Genomic DNA, 15,645 nt, shown 5'->3' with positions numbered 1-15,645 from the left:
CATCTTATGATTAAAAAGCGAGCATCCTATCTTAGTTCATTGCGGTTTGATCCGAAACTTCTTCAGTCTTTTCAGGCCAAATACCTCGCAAATATCAGACTACCGGTTCTGTTGATAATAACTATCGTTATTATTGGAATCTCGGGATTAATTACCATTCCACGTAGACTTAACCCAGAGATTAAGATTCCGATAGTGTCGGTCTCTACTTTGCTTCCAGGAGCTAATCCTGAGGACATTGAGTCATTGGTAACGGTTCCACTCGAACGAGAGCTTAAGAGCGTGAAAGGTCTCGACACTATGAGTTCGACCTCACGTGAGAGTCTCTCTTCAGTAGTACTGCAGTTTCAGTCAAGCGTGAAGGTTGATGAAGCGGTAGCGGATGTACAAAACCTTGTCGATCGAGTGACGAATCTACCAGATGATGCGAAAGCACCAAATGTGAGATCGGTCGATTTTGAGGATCAACCATTCTGGATCTTTGCCATTACCTCCAAGTCCGATACGGCGTCTCTTATGAGGTTTGGCGAAAACTTAAAAGATAAGATCGAGAACATCCCTCAGGTAGATCGAGTAGTTACCACAGGACTTGATGATCAGACAATCGAGGTCACCGTAAATCTTCAGAAATCCAAGGACTACAACATTACACCTTTATCCTTGTTAGGTCTTGTTCAGACTGCTTCAAAATCATTTCCGGCAGGTTCGGTAAACTCGGACAACTCTACCTTCTCACTCACAATAGACAGGGAAATTGTAACGATAGAAGATCTTCGTAAGCTCCCGATCCTTATCGATGATAGGACCGTTCGACTTGGAGATATTGCAACGATTGCTGAACGCTCGAAAAGCGGACAGCAGCATACCTACATTGCCAACCTTAAAAAGGGGAGCGAGCGTACGATCCAGTTTTTTGTCTATAAAAAAACCAATGCCGACATCGATAAATCTTTCAAGGTTACTGAGCCGGTTGTAAACACAGAATTAAAAAACTATAAGGGGCAGTTTAGTTTATATACAGTAAGGAACACAGCAAATGACATTACGAAGCAATTTAATGATTTGTTTGATGAGTTTAAGACAACTATACTTTTGGTGTTCGTACTTCTTCTTTTGTTTCTTGGACTTCGTCAAGCAATTATCTCTACGATTACAGTGCCACTAACCTTTCTTGCGTCGTTTGCAATTATTAATGCCTTTGGACTAACACTAAACTTTTTAACGATGTTCTCGTTCCTCCTTTCACTTGGACTATTGATCGATGACACAATCGTTTCTGTTGCAGCAATGACGCGCTACTATAAAACGGGTCGCTTCACCCCATTTGAGACAGGAGTTATGGTCTGGAAAGACTTTATCGTGCCACTATGGTCGACTACCATTACCACAATTTGGGCTTTTGTTCCGTTGTTACTGGCAACTGGAATTATTGGAGAGTTTATAAAATCTATTCCAATTGTCGTAACTACCACGATGCTTTCATCCACCACAATTGCGGTTCTTATCACTATCCCTATGATGATAGTTTTCCTCAAACCTCAGCTACCAAAAAGAGTCGTTACTTTTTTGAAGATACTTGCGGTCGTTTCTTATGTACTCATATGCGCATTTTTAATCCCGAAAAACAATCTCTTTCCGTTTGCTTTAGTTTCAGCCCTCATCGGACTTCTTGTTGTTTACAAGGTTAGAATCGCGTTAGCTGACCGATACCGACGTGCATTGGCAAAACATAAGTTCGTCCAATCGGTTATTCGAAAGGTGGAACATGTTTCGGACAATGGGGTCGTTAATGTGCAGTATTTATCAGAAGGGTACAGAACCTTAATCGAGCGGATACTCTCATCTAAGTCGGCGCGTACAAAAACACTTATTGCAATTTCTGTATTTGCGCTTCTTGCGTACTTACTGATTCCATTGGGTTTTGTTAAAAATGAGTTCTTCCCCAAAGACAATGAAGAAATAGTGTATGTGGGAGTAGACTACCCTGCAGGCACCAGTGCGACTATTATCAATCAGGAAGGACTCTCGTTGGCAAACAAACTTCGTTCAACCAAAGAGCTCGACTACCTACTTACCGAAATGGGGCAAATCATTCAGCCTGATGGAGACAGAGGAGTTGAGACAGATGCAATTTTATACACGCTCCACCTCACTAAAAAAGAAGATCGCAAAATTACGTCGGCAGAAATAGCGCAGACTGTACGCGATGATTTGAACCAGTATTCGAAAGGAAAGGTTTCGGTAGTTGAGATCTCAGGAGGACCTCCCGCTGGCGCAGATGTTCAGATAAAGTTGTTAGGTGAGGATCTAGGAGTACTCGATACATACGCAGACAAAATAGTCTCATACCTTAAGAAACAGTCTGGCTTAATTAACATCGATAAATCTATCAAATCGGGAACAAGTAAAATCGTGTTTACCCCAGACAATGAAAAGCTGGCAGATGTCGGTCTTACTAAAGATCAGGTAGGACTTTGGCTGAGGACATATGCAAGTGGCTTTACTCTTGACACTGTTCTATTTGGTAAAAAGAGAGGATATTATATTCCGAACTAACTCGTATGACGGCATGTCAATAAGTGAGTTGGGAACAATCGAAATTCCACTTAAAGAAGGAGGTACTGTTCCGCTCATTTCCTTAGGTGACTTTACGCTCGCCTCAAATCCAACCTCAATTACTCGGGAAAGTGAAAAGCGTACAATCTCGGTCTTTGCCAGTGTCAAACCTGGTGTAAATATTCCTGAGAAAAATGCGGAACTTCTTAAGTTTGCTGAGTCGTTAAACATGCCAGATGGCTATTCATTGGCAACAGGTGGAGTCAACGAAGAAAATCAAAAGTCAGTAACCTCGATCCTTCAGGCAATGGTGCTTTCATTCATGTTGATTCTAATAACGATGGTTATTGAGTTTGGTTCTTTCCGTCAGGCCTTTATGTCGATGTTGATAATTCCCATTTCAATAGCGGGCGTCTTTTACATATTTGCGCTCACAAGAACACCTCTGTCCTTTGCTGCCTTGATTGGAATACTCGCTCTGTTTGGTATTGTTGTGACTCATGCAATCGTGGTTATTGAAAAATTAATGAAAATAGAGCGCACGGTCTTTCATTACACGATGCTATTGCAGATGCAGCGGCAAATCGTTTGGAGCCGGTACTACTGACCTCCTTGGCGACAATACTTGGACTTATACCAATCACTATTGCAGATCCTTTTTGGAGGGGACTAGGAGGGCAATCATCTCGGGACTTATTTTCTCAGGAGCACTCAAACTTTTCTTTATTCCGGTAATGTACTACAACTTTTACCGTTCTGAGGAAAAAGCCAAGTAATTTCTTTCTACTTCTTCTTTATCAAGTTTTGCAGTTCGAACAATCTGGTGAACCTCTCCATCAGGTCCCATGAACTCGGTAGAGTCTGACACCTGAATGTAGCGATTAAGATAATCCGAAAGTGCTTGCTGTGTTTCCTTCATCTCTTCTTGTATCTCCTTGATCTTCATGCTGACGGCCGAGACCGCATCCGTTTTAATAATGCGCTGCTTTGCAACTGTTTTTCGTGCAATTGCTTTATGTTCGGTATCGACATCACTAAACTCCTTGTCGCTCTCAAATGAAGATTTGAACATATCCTTCTGAGTCTTCAGTTTCTCACGAATTCGAGAAATGTCGGACATGTAGTTTTGATCATCTGCTCAATACTGAGACGCTCTTCAAGATTGGATGAGGTGCTGTGAGTTGGCGTTTCGACGACCTCTGCGTCCTGAACTTCTTCATCGGAGGTTGTTTGAGAACTTGTTTGATCTGTCAAAGAACTGTCAGTATAAACAAAATATAAGACATGATTTCAAGACAAAACAGAAGGGATTTCAAGTCTCCTCTATAATTAATCACAATGGTTGCAATTTACCAGAAGCTTTGCTTAGTGTTTTTGTATCGTAAGTTTAATTTCAATTATTGGAGCAGTCTTGGTTCCTCATTAGTGAGAAGATCTACTTCAAATCATTTCTAATCTTACTTTGTATAGGAGACTTTTCACGAAGATGCATTAAAGATTGGGCAAAAGTCTCGGTTTCAGGTGACGTTTTCATTCATCTTCTCCCAGAAGTAGTCAGAGGCTGATGGATTATCTTCTTTCAGAGCGTTTCATCGTAAATATTCTTCTTTGAATACTTGTGAAAAAAAGTTACCTTTTCTTATCATCGAGAAAATAATTCAGCGATGGAAACATCATCAGTCGCACACTGGAGGTCATGTTCATAAAAATCCTGTAACGACAATGACCTTTGAGAAATTTAGGCGAAACATCACGCAGATTCACAATTTTATCGATGGCCTAATAATAGGAGCGAGTTACTTCATCAGCATTACCTGGTGGAATTGCGGTTGGTCAACCTTTGCGGTAATCCTCCACGAGATTCCACAGGAGATCGGCAACTTTGGAGTATTGGTTCATGGTGGTTACACAAGGTCGAAGGCTATATGGTTTAATTTTCTTTCAGCAATGACTGCGGTCATAGGCACTGTCACTGTCATAATAATAGGAAGCGCTAATGATGAAATCATTATGGCATTGATCATTTGCAGCAGGAAACTTCATTTATATAGCTGCATTTGATCTTATTCCAGAACTTCACAGAGAAGTGGGATTTAAAAAAACAGTTCTTCAGTTTGTCACCATGCTAATAGGTATCGGAGTCATGTTTGCGCTTTTGCTGCTTGAGTAGACCGCTTACAGTTTTTACAAAAGCCGAAAAACTCGGCATGGTGCTCTGCGATTTTGAATGAGGTTTTTTTCTGGAGAATCTTTTCTACCTCTTCCATTCCACAATTTTCAATATCCTCGATTTTCCCACAGTCCGTACAGACTAGATGATGATGGTGGGGAAGAGAGGATAGTTCGTAGCGAAACTTCCCTTCGTGAAACTCAACGCGTTTAAGTATGCCGCTTTCCACAAAAGTTTGTAGAGTTCGGTAGACCGTCGCCTGATCAGTAACGATTCCTATTTTTTTTAGAAATTGCGATATTGTCACAACGTCTACTGGTTTTTTACTCTGAAAAATTATGGTAAGAATCGCAGAGCGAGCTTGTGTCTGTTTTAGATTGTGCTTTTTAAGAATGTCGCCATGCTTCATATCTAGGTATTATCTCATAACCTCAAAGTATCTGACTACATCTGACCAACGCTCAATATAGTCATCTAGGTTTTGCGCTATTGCGAGCATTCGAAAGCGCTCAGCAAGGGATATGGCTTCTGCGACAGATACGCTTTTCTCTCCAAGAACAGCCCAAGCAAGCGCCTCTTGCATGTCCTCAGGTTGCCTGTCTTTTTGTTTTAGATTAATCTCGTTTGCTGATAGAGCGGAAAGACCTTCGTATGCATTTCTGCCTGCTTTTAAGTAATCCAAGTATCCCACCGGTGTGGTCCCAAATAATTTACCATTTTTAAGAATTTTGTATTTAGGGTTATTTTTTATTTCAGACTCGTATGCAAACCAAGCAAGGTTAATAGCAAGCGATCTTTGATACTCTCGGAAATTTGCGTCTTGTTTGTAATTATTAAGCTGCGCAAGAGCAAATGCTCTTTGCATTATGTACCAGACCAGGACGTTATCCCGGACCTCTTGTGGAATCTGATTAAATAACTCGTTGGGAATATAATTACCCTTTACAGAGACCACATAAGCAAGATCGGCTTCTGGAAAAGACGTCAGTAATCTTCCGCTTTCCTCAGATATTACGGGAGTTTCATATTCACGACGTCTCTTTTCAACAAATTGCAGTAATTGCTCAATAGTAGTTGGGTTATCCTGAAGATGATGATCATGGTGTCCATGATCATCGTGATGATGGTGGTCGTGATCTTCGAACTGGTGAGTCATGCTTTGGAACAATGTCCTTGTCACGGGGTCAGGAGTCATGAATATAAGATTTGATGTTTCTGCTGCTTCTATCTCTTCTTTTACTATCCTTCCGTTAATTATCTGTAAATTAAACCGCTTACCATCTCTTGAAGGGAATCTGCCTTTTCTTCTGTACGGGTTCACACCTAGCAATTTTCCCAATTCCTCAATATCTTCAGTGGTAACACCATCTCGCAAGCTGATACCATCCGCGTATATTGATCTACTCTCTGCAGTAGAAGGGGATTGAGTAGCAGATGTTTTATCTTTATTGGTCTCTAAGGCCAGTATGTCTTCAGGAACTTCACCATTTTCGCCAACTAGTACAATTTGCTTCCGCCAGTACTATTAGTTACAAACTCAATCACAGGAATTAATAATCCATCTTCGATAGTAACGGTAGGTTCTTCTCTGCATGAGTTATGCAGACAACTCCTTGACGCCTTTGAAGAACTTCTAGATTTCTGAGCATAGATTTATACCAAGGATTTAACCCGTGACCTCGCACTCAAACGCCCACATACAGTACATCTTCAACACTCAAATTTCATCAAATGCGGCTTCGATTTCAGCTATATCAACAGCACCGGTCGGTTCTATAAATAAATTTAAAACACCTGCTGGAAATGCGCTATCGATTTGTTCTTTAAATTCATCTTTCGATACATCCAAGGCAAACCTGCCTTACCAAAGTGAGGTCGTCTGCTGTACGGGAACTAAATTTAGACTTTTCAAATCCCGAACCCCAATGTCATTCATTACTAATTTACTGTCATTTGATCAACAGTCCGGCTCTCTATCCATATACGATAGAATGGGTTGTCTTAATTTGCACCTGTGGCCCAAAGTACGACTGCTCGCTTAGTGCTCTCATCAACTTCTTGTCAATTGGTATTCCAAATTCTGCACTCATGTTTGTAGTTAATTACTAAGCTCCCAAGTGTGGGGTACTGACTCAAAACGGCATAAGAGTAATTTTCTGACATGAGCATCAACATCCATTGCAAAACAACAGCTTCACCTGCGCGCTCAGCAGAAAATACCGAAAGGTAGCGTCTGTATAATCATATCCCAACTCTTTGAAGCATGCTTTATGTACTTTAAGGTTTTGGGGGTTGTCGTAAAACCAGTGTCGGTGATACCCGGCATTATTTCCGTAATAAAAATATTCTCCGGTGTCAACCGAGCGCCAGACTTCTCGCCATGGCGTGCCCTGCCCTTTGAATTGCATCAAGCGCATGCAGTCTTTTGTGCGTAAAGCCGTAATTGCTGAGATAAGCACAACCTTTGTTATCTTCTGTACAAATACTGAACGTAGGCCTTGAAGAATGTTAAACCGGGTTACGGTATTATTTGCCATGATGGGGCTACTGCCTGTGATGGTGTTTCCAGGATCAAGAAATATACTGTTACCTGGCAATCTCTAACATCTGTCTCTGACGCGCCACCATAATGAACGAGATGGACGGGGAGTCCTGTCTTTTTGTAACTTTAACTTCTTTGACAAACGCCACTATTGCATTCTTATCAAGAAGGTTAAGTTCCGTAAAGTGATACGGTTTTTGAGTAAGTTTCAGTTTCAGAAGCTTCATGCAACCATTGCATGAACCGGCCGCGGCTACAATGTAACCTTGCCTCTGTTGAGTGCGACAGCTGCACCAGCCGCTGCGTTCATCTTATATTGCTTACTTCCTTGTGAGGATCAAAGTAGTGATTCGATCTTTAAAAATCTTCAAGCCATTGATCTTGACTCCAGTTACGATAACGATGGCTTCTTTTTCATAATGTTTGTGTGGGATAAATAACCCCGCCACGCTAACGGCGGGCGGGGTATGGTTCATATGTATTGCTTTTGGCGTCGAGAAAAGATACTTTAACTCGTCTCCGCCCGCAAAAGACGGCAGGTTAAATAACTTTATTTAGCTAATTTTTGTGCATCCTCATTGCTAAGAATCTTGAAAGCTTCGTACCGTTTGATTTAGCTTTTCCAGCTTTCATGCGCTCTTCTGTGGTGACGACTTCTACTTTCATCATCTGCTACTACTTCAACCATCTCTGCTTTTAACGTTATAGAATCTCAATTGATATCACCTCCTAATCCTTTGCGAATTACTTGCATTAAGTATATGCAACTTGTTTGCATTTGTCAAGACTTATCTTAATCTACCAGGTTGACACTTAGTTTTTATGAAAGTAATGTAGCGGCGATATAAGAAGAGAGCGGAAACCGCAAGAATAATGCCAATCGAGCTCACCAGCGTTCGGATACTTCGTTGCTACCACCTCCTGATTAATAATCATTCCTGTGGCAAGACTGTGTGGAATAAAAAGAAGAAAGAGCGGGAGTGACGCTCCGGCACACAAGAAAAGAGTATTGGACTAGTGAGGAAATGTGATCCCGTCCGATTCATTGTGTGTTTATACAGCCTGTTTCCTCAAGGAAAGAGATCTGTTCGTGCGTCGTAGTGTCTCAACGATTGAAACTTGGGAGATGGTTATGTCATCGGAGAACTCCCATAGCTCCTAACAATATTCCCGCTAATAAATGTTCTCATGTTAACCTGAAGACCCTGCGCTTGCAAAAGATCGACTCCTCAGCACTAAAGCTAGTGAGTTTGGCTAACAGCACAAAGAGATAAGGAGAGTAGTCCGGTCACCAGAGAGCAATGAAGGTACTAATCATCGCGATCGTTGTCTTCTTAGTAATTCCGTGAGAGATGCAGAAGGTGGGCGGGAATAATCACGAGTGACCCAAGCAACATCACCACTACCGGATCGCTCCCCACCAAGAATGCTCGGGAGGAGAACTTTGCAACTACGAAAACGAAAAGATCATTCCCAAAATTGAGAGAATACCTCTTACTTCTCTTCCAACCGCGACGACAAGTATAAATAAAACACTCAGGATAAGGAGGGCATCATTTCGATAAAAATCTGCAATGTAGCCGATCTGAACTCCGTTTTTCCGGGGGAGTAGGAGACCATCACCATCGCCTTCATTCACCGAAACCCGTGAGGAATTGAGAAGGTAGCGTTTATCACTATTTCTTTCCAACCCGGATCCTTCCTCGAGACGTAATTTTGACCGAAGTTTTATCTCTTATGCTGAGAATTGTTCCTTTATATATCATAAGAAATCGACGTATTGCAAAAGAGAATGCTCCAATTGTATCAGGCGTAGTTTCTATGACTAAGAATAATGCCTTTCAGCGACTATCTCAATCGTCATACCTTAGCATTTCTTTATCGTATACGCAGCTAGTGAATAAAAGTAGCTTCGTCCTCACAGGTAATTCGTACCGAGCTGCAGAAAGTTCTCTCAACCGACCATGAAGTGGGGAGCAAAACAAAAGAATGTGCTGCTGAGTTCGAAGGATATCAACAATCCGGCATGTGGAAGCTTTCACCAAGTGTTGGCGGCCTATGGAAGCATCCGGCTCCGCCTGTACAAGATCGCCAGCAAAATTGCATTTGTCTACAAAAACTATCCACTTGAAAAATTCATAAGAAAAGGAGATCTGGTGGCATATGCTGCTGAGGCAAAGGGAATGCAGTGATAAGTTTTTGAGATGGGGGATCTTTCTGTTTGAAAATCAGAAAGTCTGGGGTTCAAACGACATTGCTAAGGTTTTCGGTGAGTATGCGGTATCACTTAAACTTGACCTCACCAAGTTTAAAAAGATATGACAAGTCCTGAGGTCAAAATAGAGTGGACGAGGATATGATTCTTGGAAATCAGGATTGATCACACCTACTTTTTACCTTAATGGTAAAACCGGAGTTCTTCACGCTCGACGAATTCAATAAACTACTCGCTGAAGGGGTAAAATAATCGTATTCGGTATTTGGTATACGACATACGTTATACGATATACGCTATACGCCGCCTGCGGTATAATCAGGGGTATGTACACCTCATTGCCGGAAAACAGCTTCGCTATGAAGTTATGGGGAGCGGCCTGCTCGCCGGTAGGCAAGAGACGAGCCTATTCTATTATTAGTACATGGATGGGGAGGATCATCTGAAAGTCTCGCTCCTTTAGGTAAACTTCTCTCAAAAATACAAAGCAATTCTTCTCTGATCTTCCCGGTTTTGCAAAAGGATCCACCGGACTCTAGTTGGGGAGTAGAGAGTACACTCAACGTTTTGCTAACCTGTTGAAAGTTTGAAGGTTAAAGAAAGTTACATACTTTGGGCATTCATTTGGTGGGGACTCGGTATCTACCTTGCGGCCACAAACCTGATTTTGTTAAGTCGTTGATCCTTTGTAACAAATTCCTATAAACGAACAACCAAGATTTCTGTTTTAGCAAAAATTTTTCATCACTTTTCCTAAAATAATCCTCCATTTCGAAGATTTTTATACTCCAGTTCTGTTCCAGATCATCGGACATCTCTACCTTTCCACAACTCGAACAAAATTTTCGGAAGATTATTACGCAGGACCACCGGATCTATCTAAGATTAAGTGTGATACGCTTCTGATCTGGGGAGAGTATGACCAGATCACACCGGCCAGATGGGCCAAAGAACTACACAACAACATATCCAACTCCATTTCTCCCAAAAATTATTCTCACACTCGGCACAGTCTTCCTTCGTAGCCCTGAGGTGGTAGCGAGCGAAATGTTCGCATTTCTCGAAGAATGACCTTATGAACTTTATAACTATACGGACTCGATAAATCGATCATGACATACCCTATTATTACTGTAGCGCTTATTAAAATAGTCGATCTCAGTTATATTTTGTAAAGGGAGTATAGATTTGATCGACTCTGGCTCTACCTGCTTGAGGATGGATTTCCTTTCCTTCTCTTTATCTCATGATTTCCACTACTTGCCAAGTCATTTAGAAACTTTCTTTATCGTATGTACATCAATAGCATTGTCTATTCTGGCTCACTACATACCTTCAGTTCTGGGCTTCGCTCTGGATTACCAGTAATTTTAGTTCTATCGCCGGTTGCAAGCTTATCTTCCTTTTGTGTCGGTTGTTGTTCTTCCTTGACAAGACTACTTTGCATACGCAATGCGTAACCGGATGATAAAAAGGCGAAATTGTTGATCAAGCAACGCCCAGATATTGTAAGCGCTGCACTGGAAGTTATGGCAAGACCAACCGCGAATTTCTTTTTTCAGTTGCTCTCTACTAAATACAAAGTTGCTAAGACAGACGCAAACAAAATACAGATGTCGGAGTAGTACAGTTCATACTGCGAAACATTAAGCCTGATACTAAGTACTTTATTGCAGAAGTTGGAGCGTACAGATATGAGGTTGCGAAGGCAACAAAGGTCTTCATGCTACAAAACGCCATTATAACCGCCTTTGGCAACCAGCATTTCGATCTCGCCTCAAGAGAAAACCTTATAAAAGCTGAGGGAGAAATTCTGAGTACCTTCCATCAAGTGGAACCGCATATATAAATGGAGGAATTTTCTCGTTTGCTCATACTGCCAAGTAAGCGCAATAAAGGCCGTGGTTTTCTCAACTACATCGAGTCACAGACATCTGTGCCACCAGACCCGCCTGAATCCACAGCAAAACTCATCGCTCAGATTACCCATACTGCACCCGATGGTAGGCGAGACAAGCACAGCTTGAGATTATTACCGATCTGATCGGGGCACACAATATAGCTTACTATTCTTCCCTGTATCGCTTTCTGTATGGATCAAGGAATGAAAGAGTCGGAGATCATCTCCGGGAGGAGATAACTGGAGTCAAATTGCCAATGCTTTTCGGTTCATAAAGGAATCAAAGGATCTAAAATCCTCAACGACTCCGGCAACTCTTCGGTTGATGGATTTATCGCCGCTATTAATACCGTTGTCGACCAAAACTTTAGAAAGAATATTATCATCTCAAAAGGAATCATTGAACTAGGTAAAGAGAAAGATAGTTCATATAAGAAGATACTTAGCACTATTGCAAATAGACCGATACAGCTCTATACAACAGATATATTGTTCAAGAAATATGATATAACCAATCAAGTGCAATATCTGCCTACCGAAAAGGTTATTTTAGACCTTATTGTGAAGAATATTGATGCATCAACGCTTCTTCTTGTTGAGGGTAAATTTACGCCATCGGTGATGAAGGAACTCATTCTGCTATAATTATTTCGTATGATCTCACTAGACCTAGCTCCAAATGAAGGACATCAAGACGGGCTAAAATCATTAACTATGATTATTCAACCATGGAGGTGGATAAAGGGTCAGTACACAGGAAGAGTGAAGACTAAACTGAAAAGATTTTTTCCTGAGCATGACATTTTTTTATATTTGTCTGCTCGTGGAGCCCTATACAAGACTCTTCAAGGTCTTAAACTGAACCCTGGAGATGAGGTAATGGTAATTGGTTTTACCTGCACCGCAGTCATTCTGCCTCTGACCGAACTCAAACTTACGCCGATATTTGTGGATGTGGAGACTGAGTCATTTTCACTCGACCTAACGGATCTTAGAGAAAAAATTACATCCAAAACAAAGGTCATTATTCTCCAACATACCTACGGAATCACACCGGCTAACAGAGACGAAGTTCTCAGACTCTCGAAAGCATCCAAAATTCAGGTTATAGAGGATCTAGCCCATGGCTTTGATAATCATATGTTCATGAAGGATAAGAATGACTCAATTAAACTTCTTTCTTTTGGGAGGTCTAAAGCGATATCATCGGTCTTTGGAGGAGCCATCCTCACCAAAGATAAAAGACTGCAAGAGATTCTGAAACAGTATGACAAGCGCCTTACAACACCCCGTACATCCTTTATAGCACGATGTCTTCTTTATAAGCCACTATCCCTTGTTGTTAAGTCGACCTACGATTTTGCAAAATTTGGAAAGGTACTCCATTGGTTCCTGAGTGCATTTTACGTCATCCCAAAAGAGCTAACAGAACGCGAAAAGCATGGCCAGTTCAATCCGCAGATGGCGGGTCTCTTTCCCAATGCCTTTGCATTTCTTCTGAATAGCCAACTAAAAAAAATTTTGAGCTGTTACAGGATCTGAGAATGAAAATGTCGCAGCGTATAACGAAGCCTTTCACTCTATCCAAAAGATGAGTCACTAAGTAGGTATCCCGTGCTCGTGACCAAACGCGAAGAGCTTTGCGAGTCCTTCGAAAACAACAGATCTATTTGAGTCGATGGTATCATACGCTTGTTTCGCCGGAAGGATCATGTCCTGTTGCTAACTCTATAAAGGACTCCATCATCAACCTCCCAACGCAGGTGAACGCTAAGGATAGGGACAGAGTGATGAAGCAGGTAGAGCTTCATATTTTTAATCAGCAGGTCTAGCCAAGTTTTCGCACCTTTCTTCGCGCAAGCTCTATAACATAGTTGACGCTATACCTTAATCGATCTATCACTAGATCCTGGGCTGGCACGTAAGCAACGTCCTGACCACCAAATCCTCGCTTAAAGATCGAGACACCGTAGAATCTATGGCTTGTTTGCTCTGGTTTGGCAACGCCCCAGAGGTTATAGCGGGAAAGTCCTCGACGCTTTGCTTCCTTTATAGCTTCCCATTGCAACAGGTAGGCTCCTGGCACCTTACGACCATCATCTGTGCTTGCTCCATAGTGATAGGTTGCTTCCTGTCCATAAAAAATAATAAATGCTTCTGCTAACAAAGTTTTGCCAAGATAGGTACGGTAGAGGAGAGCATTGTTGTTCTGGACGAAGACCCGAAACTGCTCTTTCAGAAACGAAAGTGAGAACGGTACGAATTTTTGTCGTAACGATGTCTGTAGTTGAAGTTCATAAAACGAATCGATATCGTCCACATTAAGCGACGTTGAAACCGTAACCCCCAACTTCTCTGCCTTACGAATCTCATAGCGGGTAGTCTTTCTCATACCCTCCAACAGCTCTTCTTCAGATCTGCTCAGATCGATCTGTGAGGTTAGATCTGCGGTTAAGTGCATAGGTGCAGGAGAAAATCCATATTTGTTAAAGATGGCCGATGAGAGCTCGTTTTCGACCAACTGAGGTCGAACCCTAACAAAGCTTGCCTTATGTTCGGTTGCAAGCGTTTTTAGTGACTCGAAGCAGCCATTCAATAACTCTGTGTTACTCCAGTCAAGGATTGGCCCTCCCGCCACGGTCAAATATGTTCCTCGTTTAGCCTTTTCGATAATGACCAGACAAATGCCAACTAGCGTCAAACCATTATAAAAACCGAGATACTCAACCTCTTTGCCTATACTTTTTTGAAACTCTCCCCAGTACCATGACTGCAAAAAATTTGCTTCCTTATGAGAACCAATAAATGCCTCCCATGTTTCTTTTGACTCAATTTTCTGCATCTTTATCATACTTTGAAGTATAGCTTATTTATTTATACTCTCGAGAACCTGCACAATACTCGAACCACCAACAACTCCAGATCTTAATCTTGACAGGTAGTAGAGATTGTCCTTTGACTGCATTACTCCAGGAATTACCGAAACTGCTACTGCAAACGGTACTTTTTTGGCTAGCTCCGCTGTCTCTGCTGTAAAAGCTCCATACGGATACGCGATCGAAAAAACCTTAATCCCAAGACGTTGCTCAAGGTCCTTCTTACTCTGTGCCATTTCACGTAAGGCATAGTCTTTGGGTGCATCTTTGAGGTATGCATGGTCCATAGTATGAGCCGCTATCTCGACAAGTCCACTGTCTCTTATTTCCTCTAATTCCTGCTTATTTACGAAGCCTGTGCGTCCTACGTAGTTATTTATAACAAACAATGTAGCCTTTACATTGTATTTCTTAAGCAAAGGAAGTACGATCGAATAAAAATTGTCATATCCATCGTCAAAGGTCAAAAATGCACTTCGAGTTGAGTACGGAACCTGATCGTACAGTATACGAGGAATCTCTCTAACAAAATGGGTGGAATACCCAGCATTGTTCAGTGCCTTCATTGATTGCTCTAGTGCGTACGGACTTGTCGTTAATGATCTACGCTTGGTATCTTCTGGATCGATTATATGCTCTACATAGTGATATGTAATAATTGGAATCTTTATTTTTGGATTAATTCCCTTAGGCAGTCCCTCAGGTTTTAGAAACGCATCACGTGCGTAGTACTCACTACTAAGTTCTGCGCTCTTTTTATAGCCGACAAAGTATAGGACACCAATAAGTATCAGAACCGCAAAAAAAACTCTTTTTCTGGCTATTTTGGCATCTTTAGCCTTGATTGATCTTGAGGGGCGTTTACGAGCAACCATAAGTATCAATTATAGACTACCTCTCTACCGATAAAAATAGTTCGAAATGGGGTATTAGTAGGTTTAGATTATCACAGCGCTCTAAATGGGGGAGAGGCAGGGCTTTAAAAGCGGCCTGAACTATAAGGGAGGACAAAGAGGGAATTTAGCTATTTATTATTTTTTATTTGTTATTTAATCAATAAGAAATAAGAAATTAGAAATATGAAATAATGAGCACTCCTCCTCCGTCAGCCACGAGTAACGTCGTAAAAGGTACAATTTACGACGTTGTACGTCCTTCCTTCCCTGCGGTTATTCGTCCCATTTTCGACCCTTTAAGACTTTAGTGATTTATTTCATATATCGGTACCGAGGAAGAGCGTTACTCGCTCTCACTCTCTTTTTGTTCCATTCAAATTGGTTTCTTTCCCTCTATTTCTTCATGATAAGGGTCCTTTGAGGACCTCTCTCCGCGGGAGTGGTTTTAATAGAAATGACGTCTTAACGATAGTGATGGTTTAGACTGTTA

General features: G+C 41.5%; 18 protein-coding genes. 10 read left to right on the top strand and 8 right to left on the bottom strand.

What is annotated here, in order from left to right; genetic code table 11:
• Window positions 1–6: 6 nt before the first annotated feature.
• The 3 genes from IPH70_01160 to IPH70_01150 are packed head-to-tail and all read left to right on the top strand — an operon-like array spanning window position 7 to window position 3,291.
• Window positions 7–2,556, top strand: coding sequence for an efflux RND transporter permease subunit (locus tag IPH70_01160; GenBank protein QQR64125.1), 2,550 nt, complete (start codon window positions 7–9; stop codon window positions 2,554–2,556).
• Window positions 2,522–3,163, top strand: a complete 642-nt coding sequence (locus IPH70_01155; protein ID QQR64124.1) for an efflux RND transporter permease subunit — start codon at window positions 2,522–2,524, stop codon at window positions 3,161–3,163. Before IPH70_01160 ends, IPH70_01155 begins: the two co-directional genes overlap by 35 nt.
• A complete protein-coding gene (locus IPH70_01150) occupies window positions 3,079–3,291 on the top strand; it encodes an efflux RND transporter permease subunit (GenBank protein QQR64400.1) in 213 nt (70 codons plus the stop codon). The genes IPH70_01155 and IPH70_01150 overlap by 85 nt, the downstream gene beginning before the upstream one ends.
• Window positions 3,292–3,304: 13 nt before the next feature.
• Here IPH70_01150 and IPH70_01145 read toward each other — a convergent pair whose 3' ends face one another.
• Both IPH70_01145 and IPH70_01140 read right to left on the bottom strand, forming a co-directional pair.
• The gene (locus IPH70_01145) at window positions 3,305–3,676 is read right to left on the bottom strand and encodes a hypothetical protein (GenBank protein QQR64123.1); all 372 of its coding nucleotides are present in this window, start codon (window positions 3,674–3,676) and stop codon (window positions 3,305–3,307) included.
• Window positions 3,643–3,810 carry a hypothetical protein gene (locus IPH70_01140; protein ID QQR64122.1) on the bottom strand — a complete coding sequence of 56 codons (168 nt, stop codon included), beginning with the start codon at window positions 3,808–3,810 and terminating at the stop codon, window positions 3,643–3,645. Before IPH70_01140 ends, IPH70_01145 begins: the two co-directional genes overlap by 34 nt.
• 354 nt (window positions 3,811–4,164) lie before the next feature.
• On the opposite strand from IPH70_01140, the gene IPH70_01135 reads away from it, so the two are divergent.
• Both IPH70_01135 and IPH70_01130 read left to right on the top strand, forming a co-directional pair.
• Entirely contained in the window at window positions 4,165–4,617 is a 453-nt protein-coding gene (locus IPH70_01135) for a ZIP family metal transporter (protein QQR64121.1), read from the top strand.
• Complete coding sequence (locus IPH70_01130; GenBank protein ID QQR64399.1) at window positions 4,598–4,726, top strand: hypothetical protein; 129 nt, start codon at window positions 4,598–4,600, stop codon at window positions 4,724–4,726. Before IPH70_01135 ends, IPH70_01130 begins: the two co-directional genes overlap by 20 nt.
• On the opposite strand, the gene IPH70_01125 is transcribed toward IPH70_01130, so the two are convergent.
• The 4 genes from IPH70_01125 to IPH70_01110 form a co-directional block, all read right to left on the bottom strand.
• Complete coding sequence (locus IPH70_01125) at window positions 4,698–5,135, bottom strand: transcriptional repressor (GenBank protein QQR64120.1); 438 nt, start codon at window positions 5,133–5,135, stop codon at window positions 4,698–4,700. The two genes, IPH70_01130 and IPH70_01125, sit on opposite strands and share 29 nt — an antisense overlap.
• A 9-nt stretch (window positions 5,136–5,144) precedes the next feature.
• Window positions 5,145–6,101: a hypothetical protein gene (locus tag IPH70_01120; protein ID QQR64119.1), complete on the bottom strand. Its 957-nt coding sequence runs from the start codon at window positions 6,099–6,101 to the stop codon at window positions 5,145–5,147.
• A gap of 1,211 nt (window positions 6,102–7,312) precedes the next feature.
• Window positions 7,313–7,495 carry a hypothetical protein gene (locus IPH70_01115; protein QQR64118.1) on the bottom strand — a complete coding sequence of 61 codons (183 nt, stop codon included), beginning with the start codon at window positions 7,493–7,495 and terminating at the stop codon, window positions 7,313–7,315.
• A 1,223-nt stretch (window positions 7,496–8,718) separates the two neighbouring features.
• Complete coding sequence (locus tag IPH70_01110) at window positions 8,719–8,958, bottom strand: hypothetical protein (GenBank protein QQR64117.1); 240 nt, start codon at window positions 8,956–8,958, stop codon at window positions 8,719–8,721.
• 274 nt (window positions 8,959–9,232) lie between these two features.
• Here IPH70_01110 and IPH70_01105 point away from each other — a divergent pair, with 274 nt between their 5' ends.
• The 5 genes from IPH70_01105 to IPH70_01085 all read left to right on the top strand — a co-directional run bounded on the left by IPH70_01105 (window position 9,233) and on the right by IPH70_01085 (window position 13,215).
• Window positions 9,233–9,460 carry a hypothetical protein gene (locus IPH70_01105; protein ID QQR64116.1) on the top strand — a complete coding sequence of 76 codons (228 nt, stop codon included), beginning with the start codon at window positions 9,233–9,235 and terminating at the stop codon, window positions 9,458–9,460.
• A 941-nt stretch (window positions 9,461–10,401) separates the two neighbouring features.
• Entirely contained in the window at window positions 10,402–10,554 is a 153-nt protein-coding gene (locus tag IPH70_01100; protein ID QQR64115.1) for a hypothetical protein, read from the top strand.
• A gap of 562 nt (window positions 10,555–11,116) precedes the next feature.
• Window positions 11,117–11,332 (top strand): hypothetical protein, encoded by a 216-nt coding sequence (locus IPH70_01095; protein ID QQR64398.1) that lies wholly within the window; start codon window positions 11,117–11,119, stop codon window positions 11,330–11,332.
• A 705-nt stretch (window positions 11,333–12,037) separates the two neighbouring features.
• The gene (locus IPH70_01090; protein ID QQR64114.1) at window positions 12,038–12,925 is read left to right on the top strand and encodes a DegT/DnrJ/EryC1/StrS aminotransferase family protein; all 888 of its coding nucleotides are present in this window, start codon (window positions 12,038–12,040) and stop codon (window positions 12,923–12,925) included.
• 128 nt (window positions 12,926–13,053) lie between these two features.
• Complete coding sequence (locus IPH70_01085) at window positions 13,054–13,215, top strand: hypothetical protein (protein QQR64113.1); 162 nt, start codon at window positions 13,054–13,056, stop codon at window positions 13,213–13,215.
• On the opposite strand, the gene IPH70_01080 is transcribed toward IPH70_01085, so the two are convergent.
• Both IPH70_01080 and IPH70_01075 read right to left on the bottom strand, forming a co-directional pair.
• Window positions 13,212–14,234 (bottom strand): peptidoglycan bridge formation glycyltransferase FemA/FemB family protein, encoded by a 1,023-nt coding sequence (locus tag IPH70_01080; GenBank protein ID QQR64112.1) that lies wholly within the window; start codon window positions 14,232–14,234, stop codon window positions 13,212–13,214. The genes IPH70_01085 and IPH70_01080 overlap by 4 nt on opposite strands.
• Window positions 14,235–14,249: 15 nt before the next feature.
• On the bottom strand, window positions 14,250–15,134 hold the full coding sequence (locus IPH70_01075; GenBank protein ID QQR64111.1) for a polysaccharide deacetylase family protein: 885 nt from the start codon (window positions 15,132–15,134) through the stop codon (window positions 14,250–14,252).
• Window positions 15,135–15,645: the final 511 nt, after the last annotated feature.

It is taken from the genome of Candidatus Roizmanbacteria bacterium (assembly GCA_016699265.1).
Classification (GTDB): Bacteria; Patescibacteriota; Microgenomatia; order UBA1406; family GWC2-37-13; genus CAZLQR01.
The sequence above is the reverse complement of the archived record's forward strand: the minus strand, read 5'-3'. Positions and strand labels throughout refer to the sequence as shown.

What these genes read in the sequence shown, in the direction of transcription:
- IPH70_01160 (QQR64125.1), top strand. Translation starts at nt 7, where the DNA reads ATGATTAAAAAGCGAGCATCCTATCTTAGTTCATTGCGGTTTGATCCG.
- IPH70_01145 (QQR64123.1), bottom strand. Translation starts at nt 3,676, where the DNA reads ATGTCCGACATTTCTCGAATTCGTGAGAAACTGAAGACTCAGAAGGAT.
- IPH70_01125 (QQR64120.1), bottom strand. Translation starts at nt 5,135, where the DNA reads ATGAAGCATGGCGACATTCTTAAAAAGCACAATCTAAAACAGACACAA.
- IPH70_01115 (QQR64118.1), bottom strand. Translation starts at nt 7,495, where the DNA reads ATGAAGCTTCTGAAACTGAAACTTACTCAAAAACCGTATCACTTTACG.
- IPH70_01105 (QQR64116.1), top strand. Translation starts at nt 9,233, where the DNA reads ATGAAGTGGGGAGCAAAACAAAAGAATGTGCTGCTGAGTTCGAAGGAT.
- IPH70_01100 (QQR64115.1), top strand. Translation starts at nt 10,402, where the DNA reads ATGACCAGATCACACCGGCCAGATGGGCCAAAGAACTACACAACAACA.
- IPH70_01090 (QQR64114.1), top strand. Translation starts at nt 12,038, where the DNA reads ATGATCTCACTAGACCTAGCTCCAAATGAAGGACATCAAGACGGGCTA.
- IPH70_01080 (QQR64112.1), bottom strand. Translation starts at nt 14,234, where the DNA reads ATGATAAAGATGCAGAAAATTGAGTCAAAAGAAACATGGGAGGCATTT.
- IPH70_01075 (QQR64111.1), bottom strand. Translation starts at nt 15,134, where the DNA reads ATGGTTGCTCGTAAACGCCCCTCAAGATCAATCAAGGCTAAAGATGCC.